The organism is Acidovorax sp. FJL06, assembly GCF_003852545.1.
Taxonomy (GTDB): domain Bacteria; phylum Pseudomonadota; class Gammaproteobacteria; order Burkholderiales; family Burkholderiaceae_C; genus Acidovorax.
On sequence record NZ_QAJR01000019.1, the window covers coordinates 144,273 to 163,713 of the forward strand.

18 protein-coding genes and 2 pseudogenes are annotated in these 19,441 nt (G+C 57.0%); 10 read left to right on the forward strand and 10 right to left on the reverse strand.

Annotation, left to right across the window (positions count from 1 at the left end):
* Nucleotides 1-5 precede the first annotated feature (5 nt).
* Nucleotides 6-1,007 (forward strand): IS1595-like element ISCsp2 family transposase, encoded by a 1,002-nt coding sequence (locus tag DBV10_RS12660; RefSeq protein ID WP_108624997.1) that lies wholly within the window; start codon nt 6-8, stop codon nt 1,005-1,007.
* A gap of 483 nt (nt 1,008-1,490) precedes the next feature.
* Here the strand turns inward: DBV10_RS12660 and DBV10_RS12665 are convergent, their stop codons facing one another.
* The 6 genes from DBV10_RS12665 to DBV10_RS12690 form a co-directional block, all read right to left on the reverse strand.
* On the reverse strand, nt 1,491-1,784 hold the full coding sequence (locus tag DBV10_RS12665; protein ID WP_056419743.1) for a hypothetical protein: 294 nt from the start codon (nt 1,782-1,784) through the stop codon (nt 1,491-1,493).
* Between the two features lie 312 nt (nt 1,785-2,096).
* Complete coding sequence (locus DBV10_RS12670) at nt 2,097-3,230, reverse strand: hypothetical protein (RefSeq protein ID WP_124513998.1); 1,134 nt, start codon at nt 3,228-3,230, stop codon at nt 2,097-2,099.
* A gap of 3 nt (nt 3,231-3,233) precedes the next feature.
* On the reverse strand, nt 3,234-4,640 hold the full coding sequence (locus tag DBV10_RS12675) for an integrase arm-type DNA-binding domain-containing protein (RefSeq protein ID WP_124513999.1): 1,407 nt from the start codon (nt 4,638-4,640) through the stop codon (nt 3,234-3,236).
* Between the two features lie 311 nt (nt 4,641-4,951).
* Complete coding sequence (locus DBV10_RS12680; protein WP_082493271.1) at nt 4,952-5,647, reverse strand: MobA/MobL family protein; 696 nt, start codon at nt 5,645-5,647, stop codon at nt 4,952-4,954.
* Nucleotides 5,648-6,233: 586 nt separating this feature from the next.
* Nucleotides 6,234-6,431 carry a hypothetical protein gene (locus DBV10_RS22900; RefSeq protein WP_199226355.1) on the reverse strand — a complete coding sequence of 66 codons (198 nt, stop codon included), beginning with the start codon at nt 6,429-6,431 and terminating at the stop codon, nt 6,234-6,236.
* Between the two features lie 257 nt (nt 6,432-6,688).
* Nucleotides 6,689-7,795, reverse strand: a complete 1,107-nt coding sequence (locus DBV10_RS12690) for an IS5 family transposase (RefSeq protein ID WP_108625398.1) — start codon at nt 7,793-7,795, stop codon at nt 6,689-6,691.
* 468 nt (nt 7,796-8,263) lie between these two features.
* On the opposite strand from DBV10_RS12690, the gene DBV10_RS12695 reads away from it, so the two are divergent.
* The 4 genes and pseudogenes from DBV10_RS12695 to DBV10_RS12710 form a co-directional block, all read left to right on the forward strand.
* A complete protein-coding gene (locus DBV10_RS12695) occupies nt 8,264-9,235 on the forward strand; it encodes a hypothetical protein (protein WP_233589904.1) in 972 nt (323 codons plus the stop codon).
* Entirely contained in the window at nt 9,228-10,355 is a 1,128-nt protein-coding gene (locus tag DBV10_RS12700) for a hypothetical protein (RefSeq protein WP_056419734.1), read from the forward strand. The genes DBV10_RS12695 and DBV10_RS12700 overlap by 8 nt, the downstream gene beginning before the upstream one ends.
* Entirely contained in the window at nt 10,352-11,020 is a 669-nt protein-coding gene (locus tag DBV10_RS12705; RefSeq protein ID WP_124514000.1) for a hypothetical protein, read from the forward strand. Before DBV10_RS12700 ends, DBV10_RS12705 begins: the two co-directional genes overlap by 4 nt.
* A gap of 344 nt (nt 11,021-11,364) precedes the next feature.
* Nucleotides 11,365-11,832: pseudogene (locus DBV10_RS12710) on the forward strand (IS3 family transposase); the annotation flags it as partial.
* A 21-nt stretch (nt 11,833-11,853) separates the two neighbouring features.
* Here DBV10_RS12710 and DBV10_RS12715 read toward each other — a convergent pair.
* Complete coding sequence (locus tag DBV10_RS12715) at nt 11,854-12,759, reverse strand: LysR family transcriptional regulator (protein ID WP_082493268.1); 906 nt, start codon at nt 12,757-12,759, stop codon at nt 11,854-11,856.
* A gap of 159 nt (nt 12,760-12,918) precedes the next feature.
* Between DBV10_RS12715 and DBV10_RS12720 the strand changes: the two genes are divergently transcribed.
* The 5 genes from DBV10_RS12720 to DBV10_RS23380 all read left to right on the forward strand — a co-directional run bounded on the left by DBV10_RS12720 (nt 12,919) and on the right by DBV10_RS23380 (nt 16,381).
* A complete protein-coding gene (locus DBV10_RS12720) occupies nt 12,919-13,803 on the forward strand; it encodes an NmrA/HSCARG family protein (RefSeq protein WP_056419726.1) in 885 nt (294 codons plus the stop codon).
* Nucleotides 13,804-13,817: 14 nt separating this feature from the next.
* The gene (locus tag DBV10_RS12725; RefSeq protein ID WP_056419935.1) at nt 13,818-14,390 is read left to right on the forward strand and encodes a flavodoxin family protein; all 573 of its coding nucleotides are present in this window, start codon (nt 13,818-13,820) and stop codon (nt 14,388-14,390) included.
* 169 nt (nt 14,391-14,559) lie between these two features.
* Nucleotides 14,560-15,300 carry an SDR family NAD(P)-dependent oxidoreductase gene (locus tag DBV10_RS12730; protein WP_056419724.1) on the forward strand — a complete coding sequence of 247 codons (741 nt, stop codon included), beginning with the start codon at nt 14,560-14,562 and terminating at the stop codon, nt 15,298-15,300.
* Between the two features lie 62 nt (nt 15,301-15,362).
* The gene (locus DBV10_RS12735; RefSeq protein ID WP_124514001.1) at nt 15,363-15,863 is read left to right on the forward strand and encodes a hypothetical protein; all 501 of its coding nucleotides are present in this window, start codon (nt 15,363-15,365) and stop codon (nt 15,861-15,863) included.
* The gene (locus tag DBV10_RS23380; protein ID WP_124514002.1) at nt 15,845-16,381 is read left to right on the forward strand and encodes an MFS transporter; all 537 of its coding nucleotides are present in this window, start codon (nt 15,845-15,847) and stop codon (nt 16,379-16,381) included. Before DBV10_RS12735 ends, DBV10_RS23380 begins: the two co-directional genes overlap by 19 nt.
* Nucleotides 16,382-16,679: 298 nt before the next feature.
* Here the strand turns inward: DBV10_RS23380 and DBV10_RS23385 are convergent.
* The 3 genes and pseudogenes from DBV10_RS23385 to istA all read right to left on the reverse strand — a co-directional run.
* A pseudogene (locus tag DBV10_RS23385) lies at nt 16,680-16,871 on the reverse strand (hypothetical protein); the annotation flags it as partial.
* A 228-nt stretch (nt 16,872-17,099) separates the two neighbouring features.
* Complete coding sequence (gene istB / locus DBV10_RS12750; RefSeq protein WP_108625308.1) at nt 17,100-17,903, reverse strand: IS21-like element ISThsp10 family helper ATPase IstB; 804 nt, start codon at nt 17,901-17,903, stop codon at nt 17,100-17,102.
* Entirely contained in the window at nt 17,893-19,419 is a 1,527-nt protein-coding gene (istA, locus tag DBV10_RS12755) for an IS21 family transposase (RefSeq protein ID WP_124514003.1), read from the reverse strand. Before istA ends, istB begins: the two co-directional genes overlap by 11 nt.
* Between the last annotated feature and the right edge of the window lie 22 nt (nt 19,420-19,441).

Consider the following 19,441-nt stretch of genomic DNA (forward strand, 5'->3'; position numbering starts at 1 on the left):
GCTGGATGGAAACCCAGATGCTAACGCCAACTCCTGGACAGGACTACCCTCGCACCTGGAACGAATTTCTTGACTGGTTTGCCACCGAAGAGGCCTGCCAGGCGTTCCTGGAGAAGCTTCGCTGGCCCCAAGGCTTCGTCTGCCCGCGTTGCGGCAACGCTGGTGATGTGTACCGCGCCAGCCGCACTCGCCTGATGTGCCGCTCATGCCAGTATCAAGGCACAGTGACCTCTGGGACCATCTTTGACAAGACGCGCACACCGCTGCGTGTCTGGCTGGCTGCAGCTTGGTACCTGACCAATCAGAAACAAGGCGTGAGCGCCCTGGGGCTGCAGCGCGTATTGGGCTTGGGGAGTTACCAGACGGCCTGGACCATGCTGCACCGGTTCCGACGCGCCATGGTTCGCCCGGGCCGGGACAAGCTCAAGGGGCTTGTGGAGGTGGATGAAACGTACCTGTCCATTACGGATCGCAAAAATCCCGCCACCCTTGCAGGGCGCAAGAGCAGCACCACCAAAGTGTTGATGGTCATGGCGGTGGAGATCGTGGAGCCCAAGGGGTTCGGGCGCATCCGGTTGCGCCGCATCGACCGAGACTCCGCCACCCACGTCATCCCCTTTGTGCAGGAAGTGGTCGAGCCCGGAGCCCAGGTCCGCACGGATGGTTCGGCGGCATACCGCGCTCTGGGAGAGCTGGGTTACACCCACCAGCGCACCGTCATGCTCGGCTCGGGCGTACCTGCCCATGTCTGCATGGCGGGAGTGCACCGGGTCGCCTCGCTGGTACAGCGCTGGGTGCTGGGAACGCACCACGGTTCTGTGCAGCCAGAGCACCTGGATGCCTACCTCGATGAATTCGTGTTCCGCTTCAACCGGCGCACATCCAGCTCGCGCGGGATGCTGTTTTACCGCTTGCTGCAGCAAGCGGTGGTCACGCCGCCAGTGACGTATGGGGATGTCGTGAGCAAGAATACCGGGGAGAGGCAATCGGATACCATTGCTGGATGAAATCACAGTATCAACGGAGCTACTGGAGCTAAGCAGATACCCCTTATAAAATACCAGCACTGTGAGCATAGGCCACGTAAGCCTACGAGCCGGGCATACAACTTCTTGGTTCTTACTCTGCTTTCCTGGCAACTAAAGATCTCTGCCGCCATATAACGAGGAGATGAGCTGAAGAGGTCAGCAAACGGCTAGTCATACATAGAGGACCGCATGCGCTCAATGACCCCGGTCAGGCTTGTCACCAAGGGGGAATTGCACAACTCTGGCACCCCGGGTGAGATGTGACGAAGAAGCAATCTAAGCAATTGAATCCGACGAGTCCCCAACGAAGTACCTGACCAATAGGGCAGCCACTGGGATCTCAGAAATAGCAGGCGCACAAGGGGAGACCCGGGCTTGGGGCTCATGCTCGGCTGTGAGTAAAGCGGCCAACTTCAAGGACGTGACACAAGCGCATGTGTTTGTGCGTGGAGACCTACAGATTTAGTGGCCGACGTGAACCAGCAGGGAATGAGCTAGCGCGATGACCAGTAGGGCATCGAAGTCAACGGGCATGCAGTCAAACAGTACGGCAAGCGCAAGATGCAGCACACAAGCGCGCGAACCGCAAATCCAAGACAATCTGTGCTGGTCAACGCCCCCATCGGTTTCAAAGTCGAACGCGCGTTTCAATTGATCAATAACAAGTCCGGGCATAGCAAGGCTCGCCACCGTGACCTCGTCAAGATCCCTGGAACACTTCGCAAGCTGTTGGACTTTGCCCAATGTGTAGAACACGCCGCGCGCCTCGGTACGACAGATGCGGGGAGTACGTCGGCAGGCAACAACAGGACATCAAAACGAGGCGAACTCGGCGCTAGCCCCAATCGGCATGTGAGGTCGGCATGATCCTAATCGAGCACATCAAGTCTCGTCTCGGCGCGTGGTGTAAAGACCCTCTCACGCGAATTCATCAGTTTTGGCTCAATAGGCTCTTGGTCTGTTTGTCGTTTAGGCAGAACATTGACAATGGAGTTGCAGACATTGCGCTCAACCACAATTTTCCACTGCGAGGCTGATGAGATCAGAAAATTTCTGGCAATACAGGCATCATAAATCGGACAGCACCTTAGGACCAAATATTGTTTTATTCTGCTTGATTACCTCCAAAGACTTCTTGCGACTCTTCCGCTTTGCAAGATCAGGAAAAGGATTAATAATCATAGCCGCCACTTTACTCTCAACCTGAGTAAACAGCTCACCATTGAAATCCCGAATGTACTGAGCAATATTTTCCTGGCTCACTTTCTTAATTTTTACTTGCCCATTGCTTTTAGCGGATTTTTCAAAATACGGCTTCCAAAAATGATCCGAGGCTTTTAATAGACAATCGAAACGAGGATCAATCTCGCCGTTCTCGGCGGGCTTTACAACGCCATCCGTCCACTTTCGTTTATACAAATCAAGGTCACGGGGAGTAATAAATTTTAATGCTGTTTCACTTGAATTTGCCGAATTAAAAACTTCCGACCTGGCTTTCAATTCAACGATGGCTGAGCGTTTCCAATCACGGACTTCCTGAACTGTTAGGTCTCGAAGGAACCAGGTCTCCCTAAAAATATCCCACAGTACGATCAAAGCCTCTGAAAAGTGAGGCGCACTCAAATCCAATAGAGGATCGACTTCTTTGCCGTCAACATGCAATAAAGCTTCCGCATCACCCACCTTCTCTGGATGCACATGAAGATTATCAATGGTTATCTGAATTGGCTCCGCAGTCCGGAGATCACTGTAACGCTCCCCAAAATACTCTTCAGAGGATGGGCGGAGTTGCAAAATGATATTTGCACCACCCAATGTGAGGCGGCGGCCAGTTTCAGATGAACTTGAAAAAATATCGCAGGCAGCCCAGCGCTTCGCCTCGAGTTGAAGAGCGATTGCAAAATCCGTGCACCAAAAATCCTTGGCGTTCAGCAATCCTGCGGCATCAATCTCAAGCATCCGAGCTGACTTCAGAACGAATGGCCTGATGTGATTCAGCACTGCATACGCTTGCCGGTTATCCACACCATGGCCATCGAAGATCTGTTTATTAACAGCTACCGCAACAAGGTCACTCGGAATCTGAACATAAAACTTGAAACCGTGCTCCAATAAATTGGCGAGCACCTTTTTAGGGGCCAAGCCGAATTTTCCAGCGATGTTTTCTAAGCGACTAGAGGCATCTTTATAGGCTGAGCTCATAGATCAAAAGGCTCTCAAAGCAAACGGAAAAGCGATCTTCGACGCTTTTTGCATGATAAATTGGTCCCATTCGTTCATCATTTCCCTTCTCTGCCCCAATTCAACGTCATCAGGTTTTAATGATTTTTCATTTCTCTTGGCAGCACTCGCCAATGAAATATCTACGAGTTTCTGGGGGTACCGGGCCTTATTAACAGCCCAGTCTCGGAAAGTGCGCCTGAAGTCGTCGGGATAGAGCTCCAGACTCAACCGTTTCAATACGTCAACCAGTATCGCCTCTGAGAGGGATGATTCTTTGTCCTTTGCAAAGACCAAGTGAGTGTCTGGCGGAATGTGAAGCACCTCTGACTTCAGTACAGATATCGCACTGCTACTAAGTGGGATTCGATACGGTTCATCCAACGCCGCACGCTCAGCGGGCACCGTCCAGACACCAGCTCTCAAATCAATCTCACCCCATCGGGCCATGAGCACCCAATCGCTAGGGACTGCAGTGAGAATGCAAAACTCGAGGGCACGTGCTGCAGTTCCTGGGCGACGGCGGAGGTTGCACATGAACTCTGGCATGTTGGTGACCGGATGTCCGCCGTGGAGTTGGATCTCCCGGGCTTTGGATGGTCGAGGCAGCAACGCGTCTAGGTGCCCTCTCCATCGAGCTGGATTGTCGCCACTACGCTGTCCCCCAATGGTCGTCCAATCCAGTACTGCTTCAATCCGCCCCCGAAGGCGCGAAGCTGTCTCTGCTTTGGTGGTCCATATCGGTTTGAGGATGGACAGTACCTGCTCAGTCGATACGTCCTGAACTGCCGTATTTCCAATATGAGGATATGCGTAGGTCTTGAGAGTGGAAGACCACTGACTGCGGTGCTTGAGGTTCTTCCATTCACTCTCGCGTGTTGCGATGTAGGCATTGGCTGCCTGCTCGAACGTCATGGGTAGCACCTGCTGTGCTTTCAAAGAGGTCATGAGTGCGGTCCGACGCTCAATCGGATCGACCCCTTGATCCAGCCAGTCTTTGGCTTCACGGGCTTTTGATCTGGCTTGCGCAAGTGTGACTTCTGGAAAACTCCCAAGGCCCATGTGCCGCCGCCTGTCGCCGATCATGATGCGCAGCACCCAGGATCTCGCACCAGAGCCCGTGACATACAAATACAGCCCAGCAACGCCTCCCACGGCATGGTGACCCTGGCAGGTCAGTCGTGACACTTCAAGGGCAGTTAAGTCCTTCGCTTTCCGAGCCATGATCGCCTTCACCACGAGTTGGGCAGCGGATTTTGCCAGGGACCTGAGCTCCATCCTTTCTACCAATGAACACTGGATCAGGTTGGACGTTTTAGGATTCCAATGGACATCATCTGAACCCACATTACCATTGTGGCGATTGGTTGAACAGTGACTCGTGATGCTCAATGCACGCTGCAAGATGCCGATGGACCACTGAGGCGGCAGGCTTTTCTCCGCCGACCTGCAGCTAGGTTGCTTGCGGTGGTGTTCGCCGTTCTACCAATCCACCTACCTTTAGTCCTTTGGCGTGTGACGGCGCTTCTTGGAAAACCTTGGACGTGAGGCGCAGATCGATCTGGTGCAGTTTGCGCAGCCAAGACCGCCAAGAGCTTTTTAGTCACCTCGGCTCACGGCGTTCTTCGAGCGAAAATTGAAGGCCTCTGTGTCTAAAAACACGGAATTTCTGCTGCCGGCAGCAGAAATCTCGCGTTTTGAGCCTATGGCGATGTCGCAGACTGCGCTTGTGCCGCCCGCAGTCGCTGGACCCTGGCAGGTCCGAGGTGCCGCCCCGGCTCGGCGGAGAGTCCTCGCTCCTGGTGGCTTCGATGATCGAGCCGCGGGTCATGTCCATTCGCTGTCAAATGCCGGTTCAAGAGATCGGCAAACGCTTTGCGTGTTTCCTTCAACTCGTTGCGCAAGGCCAAGGGTGTGCGGCCACCGCTGTCTTTTTTGCTGCCCCCTGCTTCCGGCTTCTTGGGGTTGTAACGTCGAAAATGCAGCTCCGCCGGGCGGTCGATTCCATCGAGTACCCGATCCGAAACCATCGCATGGAAATGCGGTTGTGGCACTCCACCAAGGGCGGCAACGGGCTCATGGATGGCAACTTCATAGGGCTTGTTGGGTGCGACGTGCTGCATCCACTCCTCGAGAGCCTCGCGCATTTGTGTATGGGTTAGTTCGGCTGGTAACGCGCCCTCGTACTCGCGGTACACGGCAGCGTTGCTACGCTCGTACTTGTCGGCGGTCTGCCAGAATTTGGTGGTATCGCCACTGGTCCAACCGGGAAGGTTGCCGGAGAATGTGTCCACGAGGTCTTCGCTTTTGCTCTCAAAGGCTCCGCGACGTCCGATGTATTTTGCATGGCGCGCTGCAGCGCCCTTGCCTCCCGTCTTCACGCTGAGGTGATATGTCATGGTAATACCCTTTCTCGAGGTCAAAAGTAAAAACGCCCCTCAAAGGGGCGTGCTTTGGATGTAAACAAGTAGGAAGGGCTGTGCTCTCTGGTGCGCTTGATTCACGCATCATTTGAGAAACGGTAAGTGCGCGTGTTTATTCCTGTGCTATTTGAATCAGTGATATCACGACCATTGGTCGAATGAGTGTTCTGTACCTACATGCACCTTGTTATCCCTACCTTGTTCTTATCCATAACATAGGGAGGTTCACAGTAAAAAATTACTGATAGGCTGTTATACAGCGAACAAGCATTCGCTAGATGAGAGCAAGCAAAGGCTATTTGTTTGAGCCCCTATTGGGTGATGAGTCTCTCTGTGATGGCAATGAGGTCATCCATGTTGATGACCTATTCCAGTACCTAGTGAACCAAGGTGTATTCAGGCGAGGTATTGGCCTCTTACATGCCAATGGATGCATGTAAAAAATACCACCGTAAGATACTGGCGTGAGTACTGATTCGGATGCCTTCTAGGGCCTAAGCTTTTGAATGAGCAAAGGTTTCCATACGCACGTTGAGCAGGTTGTTGGCGAAACTCCTCACCATCAAAGCTCCAAGTCGTCAATCATTCCATCGTCAACGATATATGCGCTGAAGTACCAAGCGAGATCGAACAATTCCAGTTTGGTGTCTTTGGGTTGACGTAGCTTCTCGTAGCCTGGTTTGAACTCCTGATTGCGCTCCGGGTGATGTACTAGGGCTATGGTCTGCACATCACGCATTCTGTTGAAGACGAGATTCATTTCCTTCCACAGAGTCTGCTCCCGGGCTTTGCCGACACAAAGGGCCTGGCCACGAGAGTCGCAAAAGACATAAATGCTGAAGCTGTCCTCAAGCGCTACTTTGAGGCCTTAGCAGGCTGCTGAAATACTCCCCCACCTGCGGCCTGCCTCCCTTGGCCCTGGCGCTGTTTTTTCGCCAAGTTTCCGTATCTTGAAATTCAGCACTCCATCAGGCCGGTTTTTTGCCTTTCCCGGCCCATCTCCCGCCTCTTTTTCCCTCACACCCGCCCCTGCAGACGGATTTGCCCCAGGCTGCGCAGTCGCGTGAGGTTGTAGCCCGCCATCGTCAGCACAAACATCTGGTCCACTTTCTTGATCCCGCGCACCAGCACCTGGCGCATGTGACCCACCGTCTTGGCCCAGCCAAAGCCCTGTTCGATCAGCTTTCTCTTTTGCTGCGAGATGGCGTAGCCTTCGCTGTCTGCTATTCCCTCGGGCACCGCAGATTGGCGCCCTGATTTGTTCTGCGCCACATGGGGCAGTACGTTCATCTCTTGCAGGGCTTCAATGAATTCCTTGGCGTCGTAGCCTTTGTCCGCGCCCAGCGTGATCGTGATGGGCTCATCGCCGGGCAATGCCTGTCGCGCATCGTTGATCATGGCCTTGGCCGCTTCGCGCTCTGCATACCCGTCGGCCTGGGTGACCACGGCACTGACCACCGGCCCATGGCGGTTGTCGGTGAGCGTGTGGCCCATGAAGCGCAACTCGCTGGCCGTTTTGCCCTTGCGGTACAGCCGTGCGTCCCCGTCCGTGGTGGATTCATGGGTGTCGTTGCTGCGCTTTTGGTCTTTGAAGTTGCCCGCATCGGTATCGTCGTCGCCCTGGCGGTCTTTGCGCACAAAGCTCTTGTGGCCCGCCCAGGCCTGGATCAGGGTGCCGTCCACGCTGAAGTGTTCGCCCGAGAGTAGCTCCTGTTCCTGGGCTTGCTGCACGATCTGGTTGAAGAGCTCTATGACCGCATCGTGCTCGATCAGGCGTTCGCGGTTCTTGCTGAAGACGGTGGGCACCCAGACCGCATCGTCCATGGCCAGGCCAATGAACCAGCGAAACAGCAGGTTGTACTGGGTTTGCTCCATGAGCTGGCGTTCTGAGCGCACGCTGTAGAGCACCTGAATGAGCATGGCGCGCAGCATCTTCTCAGGGGCGATGCTGGGGCGTCCACCTTTGATGTCGGCTGCGTACATCTGGGCAAACAGCCCATCCATGTTTGCCAGCGCCTTGTTGACCATCACGCGAATCACGCGCAGAGGATGGTCCGCGGGCACGAAGTCATCGAGATGGCGCATGGTGAACAGGCTCTCGGTGAAGGTGTCGGCTCCGCGCATGGATGGCTTGTCTGGTGGTTCGGGGGAATGTCTCGATTGTCCTGCCTCGGTGGCAGGCGCAGAGGGTTGGCGGGGAGTATTTCAGCAGCCTGTTAGGCGTATAGGAGCGCATCCTTGCAGCCGTTGAAGATTTACCCACTTTGCGGGCAACAAGTGAATCCTGTCGTGCTCGGGAATCGCGTCTCCTCATCGAGTCACCACAGCGTAGACGGTATTCTCAGAAAAGTACCGATACTAGGCTTTGTCTGCAATGCAGCGGTTGCAGACGGTGGCTTGACGTGAGCGAACTCACGCTGGCTGACCTCAAGCAGTCGTCCGCGCAAGGGCGCTAGCACTTGCCAAGGAACACAACTACGACCTCCCGTGACCGCTGGCCACCAAAAGCACGGCTCCATCCATAATCTATAAACAGTGTAAAGAAGCCGTATTTAGGGAGGCTCAGTGTCAGAAACGAGCAAGATCGCATTAATGGCTATGAAACTGTCTGATGAAGTGTTCTCAGAATTCTTCTGGACAAAGGTCGGCCCCGAAGATCAGAACTGGCCCTGTGAGGACAAGGTCCTTCATGGAGTCGACACGCATCCGGCGGATGTGGTCTTCTACTACGACGAGCCGTATGCGCAGCGCAGGACGTTCGTTCATTGCGACCTGAAGAGCTACGCAAAGGGCTCCATCACTACCGCGACCTTGCAGGGGGCCATTGCCAGCCTCGCGAAGCAGATCGCCTGCGCAGAGAAGAGCGAGCGCTGGCGGGACCTCTACATGCATGGCAACGTGACGCCGAACGTCTGCGGACTGCTCTTCGTCTACAACCACGACGGTGAGTACGACAAGGACTTCTCGTCTGTGCTGAGCGCAGCCACGCCCAAGGATCTGCTGCTGCCCAAGGGTGCGCGGCTGTTCGTCTTGGGCCCGCGCGACGTGCACTGGATCGACAACGTTCGGTACGACATTCGACAACTGCGTGGCGCCGCTGGGCCAGCTGCCTTGCCGGCGGCGCAGCATTGCAAGTTCTTCTATCCGCAATTGGACGGACGAGCCAATCTCCAGCCGGAGAAGGCACGCGCGGCCACGCTGGAGATGCTGACATCGCCTTGGATCGTGTTCGAGTACAAACATGGGCCTGCTCTCGCCCAGCGAGGTGTCATCGTGTTCTATCGCCGATCCGGAGAAACCGAAGAGGAGTTCATGTACCTTCTCGATTTCTTGCGCCACTACCAAGTCCTGGAGGATGCGACCAAGGTGGACATTCGGTCCATGGCCTCGGATGCTGCAGCCGCTGCACGCTTTCAAAAGGCCAAGCAGCGCTACGTCGAGAGCCTGGGCGACGACGGCCACTCGACTGAGCTGGCCGCGAAGGTCAACGCCATCGGCTACACGAAGATGACGCAGGCCATCACGGAGTTCTCTTCGATCGATCTGGGGATGGACTATGCGTGATCCTGGGCAGCTGTATTTCGCCACGAACAAAGAGATCCACGACCTGCTGTTCTCCGCCAAGCAGAAGGTGACGGAAGCGGTCTTGCTGGAGCTGCTGCGCGACCGCGGCATCTTCAGTTCGCCAGCCGAGTCAAGAGAGGCGCTGGTTCAGTACCTGTCGCTGCTCCCACACGACTACGCGGATGTGTGCGGCATTCTGGAGCGGCGCGAGGCCTCGAAGCGGGGCGAAAAGACGGCTACGATCTCGTTGAACACCGAACTGTCGCCAGACGAGCTCAAGGAGATCGTCAGCGAATACCAAAAGGCCGAAGTCCAGGAGGTCGTTCGCGCCCACAAGAAGAGCGAATCCGAATTCGTCATGAACGTGACCTACTCCGAGTTTGACTACTCCAAGACGCGGCTGCTGCAGCGCCAAGATCGAGATGCAGAGTTGGTTTTCACCAAGGTCGGGGAGCGCACCGAGATCCGCATACCGGCAACCGACCGCGCCCGTGCCATGGTCGACAAGCTGCGGGAGCGAATTGAAGCTCACAAGAAGGCCGTTGTGCAACTCGAAGAGATTGAGCTGACTGGCCTGACCTCGGCTGAGGCGCGAACGACGTTCTTCACGCGGCTGATCTCGTCGTTACCCGACTTTCCATTGATGACCGTCTCACGCCTGCGGGTCGCCCATTCGACCTCGGAGCAAGAGGACGATGACTTCGATATGGACGGTGACGACGTTGACGAGGCCGAAGAGAAGATGCTCGGCGTGGTCGAGAACGTGGCGCTCAGCGGTGAAAACCTGGTCGCCTCCGAGATGTACCAAGAGCTGAAGGACAAGGGCTTCTTCATCACGTCGATCACTTGGCGCGCGAAGCAGAACGTCCACCCCTACGCGATCATCGAATGCGACGCGGGCTTTGAGGATCGGCAGGCCGGCAAGAAGTTTCGCTACTCCATTCATGGTGCGCTCAAGTTCAAGAATGGCGCGTATACAAAGAACATCCGCCCGGTAAGCGAGGCGGAGAAGGCAACCCTGCTCGCGATGATCGAGAAGACTGCCCGTACCGTCTTGGCGCAATTGCTCGCCGAGGCGGCGGGTGCTGGTGCGGATTCGGAAGCGGGGACCACTTCATGAAACGCTATCGCTGGCTAAAGGCTCGATGGCCAATCTCTATGCGAGTTCTGGCCAAACGCCTTCGCGTGAAGGCGTTTGATGGAGAGCAGGTCGAAGGCTTCGTTCTGGATCGGGTCAGAGACGATTTTCTCGATGCCAGATTCGTGGAGAAGATCGAGTACGACGATACCGTTACCGACCCATTTGGGGTGGAGGCGAGTTTTCACCGCGTCGAATACCGAAGTTGTGAATTCAAGGCGGCAGTGGCCGGCCCAGGATTGGAACTCGTGGACGCCCCCCGCGGCGTTCAGACCATGATCAGCCGGCTGGCGGAGGCAACCGACTTTGCTTTGGCGATCAGCCCGCTTTCGGTCAACGTGCTGGACTGGGCGAGCGAAGTGCAGCGGCGCTTGAACGAAGTGGGGATCGTGGATTCACTGCAATTGGGAGCGATGGAACTCGCCTCCAATGTCCAGGCCAAAGCGGTCATCAAGGGCAGTGTCGACGTTCTCGGGGCAACCCAGGCACTCGTACACGGTAAGAAGCATGTTATCGAGAAGGTTCAGATCCGGTTCATGCGCCCCAAGCGCTTGACGGTGCTGTTGACGAACAACGGCGTGGCCCGTTTCGATCAGGAGCCAAGCGAGGATTTGCTTTCCATCGTCCGAGCGTCGTTGCCGCTGTGACGATTGGCCGGGCGTTCAAACCAAATATTGCTCTGGCGGTTAAGCGGGTGTCCTAAAGCAACGACTCACGGTGCCGCCGACTGCGTGGTTTCACGGCGGCGTCAGGAAGCTGAGCTTCGATTCGCCGGACTCACCGAACAAGGTCAGATTCAGGCGGCACCAACGCAACCTGCGTTGCCAGTGCAAGCGCAGGCCGACGAGTACGCATGCGAAGCGGTGCGGCCATCCAAGACAATTGCTGCAAACAATAGCCTTATTCGAGGGAGAAGACGATGCGCCTGAGATTTTTATTCGTCGTACATGTGCTTTTGCTTGTGCAGGCAAATGGCTTCGCGAAAGAGGGTATCCGAACCCACGAAGGCTGGCTGTACCTAGCGGTTGTGGTCGATCTGTTCTCACGCCAGGTAGTGGGCTGGTCCATGGGCAGCCGCATTGACACGAGCCTGGTCCTCGATGCACTGCTGATGGCGCTATGGCCCCACCAGTCGCGTGCACCTGTCATAGTTCATTCCGATCAAGGCTGTCAGTTCACCGGCCACGAGTGGCAGACCTTTCTGCGCGACCACAACCTAGTCAGCAGCATGAGCCGGCGTGGCAACTGCCACGACAACGCTGTGGCCGAGAGCTTCTTCCAACTGCTCAAGCGCGAACGCATCCGCAGGCGGGTCTATGCAACCCGTGATGATGCGAGAGCGGACGTCTTCAACTACATCGAAATGTTCTACAACTCACAGCGCCGTCATTCATCGGCGGCAGGATTATCCCCTGTAGAGTTCGAACAGCGACATTCCCAACGGCTCAACGGTGTCTAGGAATGCCGGGGCGATTCAGATCTACAGTGTCTTCAACCTTTTGGGGATCTGTTCCGCGAGAAACGCCATCAGTGCCCGAACTGTTGGCGATTGATGGCGTTGCATGGGGTAGACAAGCTGGACTTTCAGCGCGGACATTTGCCAGCCCTCCAGCACTCTGACCAATTTACCTGATGCGACCAGCGGCGCTGCCTGGAACTCGGGCAGTACGGCGATTCCCAGTCCGTCCAATGTCGGCGCCAGCAAGGCGTCGGAAGGGCCGATGATCAAACGTGAGCGCAAAAGTCCTTTTGCGGTTCTGCTTCGCGAATGCAGCTTGATTTCTGCGGCTTCCCTCGACTGCAGCAGGCCAGCGTGAGCACTGAGTTCACCGGGATGCACCGGCAACCCATGTTGGTTCGCATAAGCGGGGCTTGCAAATAGAGCTGGACGTACGGTGCCTATGGCACGGGCCTTCAGACTGGAATCGGCAAGTTCGCCAATGCGCACCGCCAGATCAATGCCTTCTTCGACGATGTTGACGTGGCGGTTGCTGAGCTTGACATCCAGTTCCAAATGTTCGTGTTTGAACAGGTACTCAGTCACCAGCGGAAGCAGCACAACTTTGCCAAATGTCGCTGACGCAGCTAGGCGAACGCGACCACTTGGCGTCTGATCCTGAGAAAGAAGGTCATGGGTGACGGCGTTCAATTTATGGATCAGCGGACTTGTTCCGTCCAGCAGGCGTTGGCCAGCGTCGGTCAATGCGAAGGCTCGGGTATTGCGCTTGACGAGGCTGACCCCTGCTGCCGTTTCCATGCGCGCCAGGCGGCGCGACAAGGTTGATTTGGGAACCTCCAGTTGGCGAGAAGCCCCTGAGAGGCTCCCTGCCTCCGCGATCTTGATGAACCACTGGAGATCGTCGATCGAGTAGTTTTGATTGTTCATATTTCGGTACGCCGGTGTCTACACAACGAGTCTATTTGTGCAAGGTTAAACCATAAACAATTCAGCTTGTTGCCGGGTCGAACGAGCACACATGGATCGCTTCCTTGCCTGCCCGTAGACCCGCTTCACGAAACCATTGCACACACTCAAGGAACTTTAATGACCATACTCGTTACGGGCAGCACGGGGCTTATCGGCTCACATGTGGTAGCGCTGCTAGCCGCGCAAGGCGCAGACGTTCATGCCCTCTCCAGAACACCAGAGAAGCGACAGTTTCCACCCGGCGTTACGGCGGTCAAGGGAGACTTCCAGGACGTGGATTCGATGCGCGCTGCCATGGCTGGCGCGAGAACGCTTTTCTTGCTCAACACTGTGGCCGCAGACGAAATTACCCAGGCACTGATTGCGCTCAACCTGGCGCGCGAAGCGGGTATCGAACGCATCGTGTACCTGTCTGTCATGCACTGCGACCGTTTCACCGATGTTCCGCATTTCACTGGAAAGCACACGGTGGAACGCATGATCGGACAGCTCGGTATGCACGCGACCATTCTGCGTCCCGCTTACTTCATGCAGAACGACGATGCCTTGATTCAGTCCGATGTTCTGGAGCGGGGCGTGTACCCCATGCCTATCGGCAGTGCAGGCATTTCCATGGTGGACGCGCGTGACGTGGCGGAAGTTGCCGCGCGACATCTGCTGCGCCGAGACGCCGCAAGCGAACCCTTGCCAACGGAGGTGTTGGATGTCGTGGGGCCAATCGCGTTGTCGGGTCAAACTGCCGCAGCTGTATGGAGCGATGTGCTAGGCAAGACCGTCCGGTACGCGGGTGACGACATCGGACCTTTTGAAGCGCGGTTCCGGAGTTTTGCACCCGCCTGGATGGCGTACGACATGCGGCTGATGATGGCGCGCATGCAGATGGATGGCGAGGTGGGCTCCGCTGGTGCAGTCGAGCGCATGCAGCAAGAACTGGGCACGTCGTTGCGGAGCTACCGCGACTATGCGCTGGAAACGGCTGAGCGCTGGAGGGCTGCCCAATGACGGCGACACACACCATGCCATCCATTGTGGTTGTCTACCATTCCGGCTACGGCCATACCCGTCGATTGGCACAGGCCGTTGCCCAAGGTGCGGAGGCCGCATTGCTGGAGATTGATGCGCAAGGTACTCTGCCTGAGTCCGCCTGGATGGGGCTGGCTGCCGCGGATTTGATTGTGCTGGGCTCACCCACTTATATGGGTAGCGCGAGTTGGCAGTTCAAGCGATTTGCCGATGACTCTTCGGCGGCCTGGATGGCCCAGAAATGGAAAGACAAACTCTTCGCAGGCTTCACCAACAGCGGAAGCATGAGCGGCGACAAGCTGTCCACCTTGCAGTACTTCATGACATTTGCCATGCAACACAGCGGCCTGTGGGTGGGCACCGGCATGATGCCCTCCAATACCAAGGCAGCTCTGCGCAACGACGTGAACTATGTCGGTTCATCTTCAGGCGCAATGGCCACAACACCGGTCGATGCGGGGGTTGACGAAATGTTGGAAGGCGATATCGAGACGGCCAGGCGTTTTGGCGAACGGCTTCGGGACGTTGCGAAGCGCTACTCGAATACGTCGCCTCACAAGGCGTAACAGGGCGCTCCTTTCAGGATCCGGGGCTTCAGCCGCAGGGCCAGCCCCATTCGGGAATCTCCGCATCGAGTTCCGGCCAGCAGGTCGGGACGGATTGCGTCTGTGCACGGCACAACTCGGCTGCTCGCCAACATTAGGCACCGTTCGATACATAAATGGACTTGCAATCATGAAAACACTTCTTGGAAAACGTGCTTTTGTCACTGGCGCAAGCCGTGGAATCGGAGCTGCGGTCGCGCGTCGCCTTGCGTCTGAAGGTGCCGATGTCGCAATTGGCTACGAGAAGTCCGCCACGGCAGCGGATGCGATTGCCAAGGCGATTCGCAGCACCGGACGCAATGCCGTCACGGTCCCGATGAGCGCAGCCGACCCGACTTCAGTGAAAGCAGCGGTCGATCGCGCAGCGGCAGAACTCGGAGGGCTCGACATCCTGGTCAACAACGCCGGGATCTTCCGCACGGGCTCCATCGAATCCGCCAGCCTCGCGGATATTGACGAGACCCTTTCTGTCAACCTGCGTGCGGTTGTCGTCGCCACGCAAGCGGCGCTCGCCTACATGAGCAATGGTGGCCGAATCATCAACACAGGCAGCAACCTAGCGACTCGTGTGCCGGGAGGCGGAATGACCTTGTATGCGGCAAGCAAAGCCGCATTGATCGGCCTCACCAAAGGGCTGGCACGCGACCTCGGCTCCCGCAGTATCACGGTCAATGTCATCCACCCGGGCTCAACCGACACGGACATGAATCCCGCGGACGGCGAGCATGCGCAGTTCCAGTTGCAGCGCATGGCGATTCCGCGTTACGCGGACCCCGACGAGCTGGCCGCTCTGTATGCCTTTGTTGCCAGTCCACAGGCTCGGTCGATCAACGGAGCGGAACTTACGGTGGACGGCGCAGCCAACGCATAAATTTGGCCTCATCACGTTGTTGCAGCGAGCGGTCTTCTCGCTCGTTCGACGGCGTAGTAGCGATGAACGTGCGCCGCCTCTTGACTTTGCCATCGCCAAGTTATGAGAATATTGGAGGTTATTTTGTGATTAAGAAACTATCAGCATTTATTTTATTGGCGGTCATTGTTTTTGGAGCCTATAGAGGTATTGCGACACTCAATACAAGTGCGAAAGAAATTGAAAAAATTGATGCTAAAGACATTGTTGATGCTTTGGTTGCCGAGTCAAATGGCAAAACACCAAAAATGATAAATGATGAAATGAGATTGGAAAGCGTTAAAAAGAATGGACTGCAAATCACTTTCTTGAATACGGTAGTCTCTGCATCCTCTAATGAAGTGGACCCAGAAGAAGTAAAATCAATCTATTTTCCAGTTATGTCACAAAGCCTGTGTGGAAGCGAAAATATGTTGATCGCTTTATCTAAAGGTGTCGTGTTTAGGTATGTATATCAAGGTAATGATGAAAAAAATATTACTGAATACACAATAGATCGTACATCATGTGGTGGAAACTCATAACAAGGCGCTCCAGCACCGCACATTTCTTGTGCTCGACAGTTTGTAAGTTGGTTTTTTGGAAGCATTTTGCGCAGAAAACCACAAAAAACAACTTACAAATGCGGCTGAGCTTGGCGATGTTCCCCAGCAGATCCTCAAGCTGCTTTTGGTCACGGGGTGAAGCGGTTGTGAAAGCAGCCGTCTTCGATCCCGGTCTTTTCTGGCAATGGCTGGTTGCCAAGCTTGGTATCGCCTCCCGTCTTCTTGAAGGGGTTTTAGTGTCTTCCTCGTCCAGTGGCTCTACCTGCTCGGGCAACCCCGTGCAGTCGCCTTCCAAGCCAGCTGCAGACACTTCAATCTGGCCCGCCATCGCATCGCTGACGCTGGGCGTGTTCGGCCTAGTGATGGCCGAATTCCTGTCGATCAGCCTGCTGACGGCGATGGCCACCGACCTGGGCATCAGCGACGGCGCCGCTGGCCAAGCGATCACGGTCACAGCGCTGTTCGGAGCTGTCGGGGCGCCGTCATTGCACTGCTGACGAGGCGCCTGGGCTGCCGCGTCGTCATGCTGACGTTCACGGCGTTGCTGCTGTGTAACGCCATTGCCAAGCACGGCTCCACTTGGGATCCAAATTACCATTGCGCTTGACTTCCAAGACGGTTGCTCAGGGCACACGACGGCTTGTGGCAACAGCAGTCACTCCAGCCTCGATCGACGAATGACTGAGATCAGCCTGTAGCAGCCAAGCCGGACGCCGGTTCTGCAGCGCTTGCTGCCGTTCGATTCGTATAGCCGAACTCACGCTATGTACCGCATAGCGGCCATGGCCACGCGCTTCAATCGATGTCTTTAGGCTGCCAGCAGGGGCGCAGCGGTCCCGCTCTCACGGTCGACTCAAGCTTGGAGTGCCCCAGGAGCAGTTGCAAGGCACGTAGGTTTTTGGTGCGCCTGTAGATCAGCGTCGCCTCGGTTGCGGTGAAGTCGCGTGTTGTCCCGTCGTCGCTGGCCCGCCGAAGGCGAAGATCTTCCGGGAGCTCACGCACTGGTACCTTGGCGTGCCTGCCGCGTTCCCGCCGTATCGGGTGAGGTTGGCGGGATTCGGCGCCTGATGGCCACGCTTTTCTGAGGGCGACGACGCATCGCACGCTAATGCTGATGGCCTCGACTAGTAGAAGACGCTCGATGTTGATTTCCACGCAAAGCTGACCCACCATTTCCATCGAATCTTGACCCACCCTGGTTCGTGAGCTTCACGCTCACGTTGTGGATAAGTTCTTGGTCGCCTTCTCCTTCTTGGTGGTCTGTGGTGGTTGCTGTGCGGAGCTGTTCTTGAACCTGTAGCTGTCGTTACCCGTTTCCAGAATATGGCAGTGATGCGTGAGTCGGTCCAGCAGTGCCGTGGTCATCTTGGCATCCCCGAACACACTGGCCCATTCGCTGAAGCTCAGGTTGGTGGTGATCACAACGCTGGTGCGCTCGTACAGCTTGGACAGCAGGTGGAACAGCAAGGCTCCTCCTGACGTGCTGAATGGCAGGTAGCCCAGTTCATCCAGGATCACCAGATCGGCATAGGCTAGGCGGTGCGCGATCTGCCCCGGCTTGCCCTGGGCCTTCTCCTCTTCCAGTGCATTGACCAGCTCCACCGTGGAGAAGAACCGCACCCTGCGGTGATGGTGCTCAATGGCTTGCACCCCGAGGGCTGTGGCGATGTGGGTCTTGCCCGTACCCGGGCCACCCACCAACACCACGTTGTTGGCGTTCTCCAAGAATTCGCAGCGGTGCAGCTGGCGTACCAGTGCCTCGTTCACCTCACTGTGGCCGAAGTCAAACCCAGCCAGGTCCCGGTACGCCGGGAACCTGGCCACCTTCAATTGGTAGGCCACCGAGCGCACCTCTCGCTCGGCGGTCTCGGCCTTGAGCAGTTGGGACAGGATGGGCTGCGCCGCATCGAAGGCCGGTGCACCTTGCTCAGCCAGTTCTGCAACTGCCTGGGCCATGCCGTGCATCTTGAGCTCGCGCAGCATGATCACGATGGAAGCGATGGCAGGGTCATGACGCATAGCGCACCTCCCTCAATTGGTCGTAACGAAGCACATTGGCTTGGGGTTCCACCGCCAGCTTGAGGGCCTGCGGCGATGTGACCGGTGCTGGGGCGGGCTTACCGTCCAGCAGGCGGTGGAGCACGTTCAGGATGTGGGTCTTGCTGGCAGCCCCTGACTCCAGTGCCAACTCCACTGCAGCGAGCACAGCTTGTTCATCGTGGTGCAGCACCAGTGCCAGTACCTCCACCATCTCCCGGTCGCCGCCGGGTTGCTTGAGCAAGGTGGCCTGCAGTCGCTTGAAGGCCGCTGGTAGCTCCAGGAATGGGGCGCCGTTGCGCAAAGCTCCTGGTTTGCGCTGCAGCACCGCCAAGTAGTGGCGCAAGTCGTACACGGTCTGACCCGTACCGTGGTGGTTACGCTCGATCAGGCGCTGATGCTCGCACACGATCTGGCCTTCGGCGGCGACCACCAGGCGATCGGCGTAGACCCGCAGGCTCACCGGCCGATTGGCATACGGCGCCGGCACGCTGTAGCGATTGCGCTCGAAGTGGACCAAGCAGGTGGGTGAGATGCGCTTGGTGTGCTCCACAAAGCCATCGAAGGGCCGGGGCATCGGCATCAAGGTTGCCTTCTCTTGAGCCCAGACATCCGCGACGGTGCCCGGCAGCTTGCCGTGCTCGATCTCGTGCCACAGCGCCACGCAGCGCTCTTCAAGCCAGGCATTGAGATCGGGCAGGCTTTGGAATGGCGGCACCACCTGCCACAGGCGATGGCGGGCATCGCGCACGTTCTTCTCCACCTGGCCCTTCTCCCAGCCCGACGCGGGATTGCAGAACTCGGCCTCGAACAGGAAGTGGCTGACCATGGCCGCAAAGCGCGCATTGACGTCGCGCTCCTTGCCACGGCGCACCCGGTCTACAGCGGTGCGCATGTTGTCGTAGATGCCACGGCGGGGCACGCCACCCAGGACTACGAATGCATGGTTGTGGGCATCGAACAGCATCTCGTGCGTCTGCAGGGGGTAGGCGCGCAGGTAGAACGCTCGGCTGTGGCTGAGCTTGAAGTGGGCTACCTGCAGCTTGGTGCGCACGCCAGCGAGAACAGCCCAGTCCTCGCTCCAGTCGAACTGGAAGGCCTCACCCGGACCGAAGGTCAGGGGAACGAAGGTGCCACGGCCAGTGGTCTGCTGTGCCACAAGGCGCTGCTCGTGCCAGAGGCGCGCAAAGGCCGCCACACGGTTGTAGGAGCCGCCATAACCGAGCGCCTGCAGATCCACGTACATCTGCTTGATGGTGCGCCGCTGCTTGCGGGATCGGCCAGCTTCCGTCTTGAGCCAGCCGGCGAGCTTCAAGGCGAAGGGATCGAGCTTGGATGGACTGACCCGCTTGGCATAGTGCGGCTCGGCCTCGCCTACGCGCAGGTACTTGCGGATGGTGTTGCGCGAGAGGCCCGTGCGGCGGGCGATCTCCCGGATGGACAGCTGCTCTCGCAGGGCCCAGCGCCTGATGACACTCAGTGTTGCCACGTCTATCACTCCTGGTCTCCTGCTGCTCAGC

Coding starts and splice junctions, on each gene's coding strand:
- DBV10_RS12660 (WP_108624997.1), top strand. CDS start 6: ATGGAAACCCAGATGCTAACGCCAACTCCTGGACAGGACTACCCTCGC.
- DBV10_RS12670 (WP_124513998.1), bottom strand. CDS start 3,230: ATGAGCTCAGCCTATAAAGATGCCTCTAGTCGCTTAGAAAACATCGCT.
- DBV10_RS12680 (WP_082493271.1), bottom strand. CDS start 5,647: ATGACATATCACCTCAGCGTGAAGACGGGAGGCAAGGGCGCTGCAGCG.
- DBV10_RS22900 (WP_199226355.1), bottom strand. CDS start 6,431: ATGAATCTCGTCTTCAACAGAATGCGTGATGTGCAGACCATAGCCCTA.
- DBV10_RS12690 (WP_108625398.1), bottom strand. CDS start 7,795: ATGCGCGGAGCCGACACCTTCACCGAGAGCCTGTTCACCATGCGCCAT.
- DBV10_RS12695 (WP_233589904.1), top strand. CDS start 8,264: ATGGCTATGAAACTGTCTGATGAAGTGTTCTCAGAATTCTTCTGGACA.
- DBV10_RS12700 (WP_056419734.1), top strand. CDS start 9,228: ATGCGTGATCCTGGGCAGCTGTATTTCGCCACGAACAAAGAGATCCAC.
- DBV10_RS12705 (WP_124514000.1), top strand. CDS start 10,352: ATGAAACGCTATCGCTGGCTAAAGGCTCGATGGCCAATCTCTATGCGA.
- DBV10_RS12715 (WP_082493268.1), bottom strand. CDS start 12,759: ATGAACAATCAAAACTACTCGATCGACGATCTCCAGTGGTTCATCAAG.
- DBV10_RS12720 (WP_056419726.1), top strand. CDS start 12,919: ATGACCATACTCGTTACGGGCAGCACGGGGCTTATCGGCTCACATGTG.
- DBV10_RS12725 (WP_056419935.1), top strand. CDS start 13,818: ATGCCATCCATTGTGGTTGTCTACCATTCCGGCTACGGCCATACCCGT.
- DBV10_RS12730 (WP_056419724.1), top strand. CDS start 14,560: ATGAAAACACTTCTTGGAAAACGTGCTTTTGTCACTGGCGCAAGCCGT.
- DBV10_RS12735 (WP_124514001.1), top strand. CDS start 15,363: ATGAACGTGCGCCGCCTCTTGACTTTGCCATCGCCAAGTTATGAGAAT.
- DBV10_RS23380 (WP_124514002.1), top strand. CDS start 15,845: ATGTGGTGGAAACTCATAACAAGGCGCTCCAGCACCGCACATTTCTTG.
- istB (WP_108625308.1), bottom strand. CDS start 17,903: ATGCGTCATGACCCTGCCATCGCTTCCATCGTGATCATGCTGCGCGAG.